General features: G+C 63.0%; 1 protein-coding gene and 1 pseudogene. Both read right to left on the reverse strand.

Annotation, left to right across the window (positions count from 1 at the left end; translation table 11 throughout):
* Window positions 1-278: SDR family NAD(P)-dependent oxidoreductase (locus HLUSI_RS0104040; RefSeq protein WP_016832758.1), on the reverse strand; the 278-nt coding region annotated here is incomplete at its 3' end.
* Window positions 279-394: 116 nt separating this feature from the next.
* Window positions 395-934, reverse strand: a pseudogene (locus tag HLUSI_RS0104045) (TRAP transporter large permease subunit); the annotation flags it as partial.
* Window positions 935-964: the final 30 nt, after the last annotated feature.

The raw sequence follows: 964 nt of genomic DNA on the forward strand, positions 1-964 counted from the left end.
GCATTGTTGACCAGCACGTCGCAGCGGCCGTAGTCTTTTTCGACGTCGGCGAAGGCTTTCCCGATGGATTCGGGCTTGCTGACATCCATTGCCAGCGGCGCAGCTTTGCCGCCATCGGCATTGATCTTGTCGGCGGTCGCGGTGGCCGCTTCCAGGTTGATGTCCGAGACCAGTACGGTGTAGCCGTCGCGCGCCAGACGCTGGGAAATTGCGGCGCCGATACCCATGGCTCCGCCCGTCACGAGCGCCACGCGGGCGCCGCTATCATTGCGATTCATATTGTCTCCGTGGATGTGGGCGGCCCCGGAAGAGGGAAAGGGGCCGCCGTTTTTAATTCGTCGTTGGCAGGTCAATCATGGAGGCTTCCCGATCGCTCGCAAGACTATTGAGGGGATCAGAGGAAACCGATGGAAATCCAGGGCACGAAGGCCACCACCAAGAGCGCCACCACCAGCGCCGCCAGATAGCCCCAGACCCGGTTGAAGACACCATCCGGCGACACCTTGCCGATGGCGCAGGCGGCATAGAAGCCCACGCCAAAGGGCGGTGCAAACAGGCCGATGCCCATGGCCAGGATCACCACCATCGCATAGTGCACGTCATGCACGCCCAGCGAACGCGCCACCGGGAACAGCAGCGGCCCGAACAGCACGATGGCGGGAATGCCTTCCAGCAAGCTGCCCAGCACGATGAAGATCACGATGGTGATCAGCAGGAAGCCGAATCCGCCGCCCGGCACGCCCTGCATCAGCGACACCAGCTTGGCCGAGAAGCCCGACTGCGTCAGCGCCCAGGCCATCGAAGTGGCCATGCCGATGATCAGCAGGATCGCGCCCGACAAGGTTGCCGCTTCCACCAGCATCGGGTAGATGCGCCTGAAGTCGAGATGCTTCATGAAGGCGTGCATGACCAGGCCGACCACGATGGTGTACGCAGGCGCGCTTCACATCCGGCATCGGTTCGC

The sequence above is a fragment of the Herbaspirillum lusitanum P6-12 genome, assembly GCF_000256565.1.
GTDB lineage: Bacteria > Pseudomonadota > Gammaproteobacteria > Burkholderiales > Burkholderiaceae_D > Herbaspirillum > Herbaspirillum lusitanum.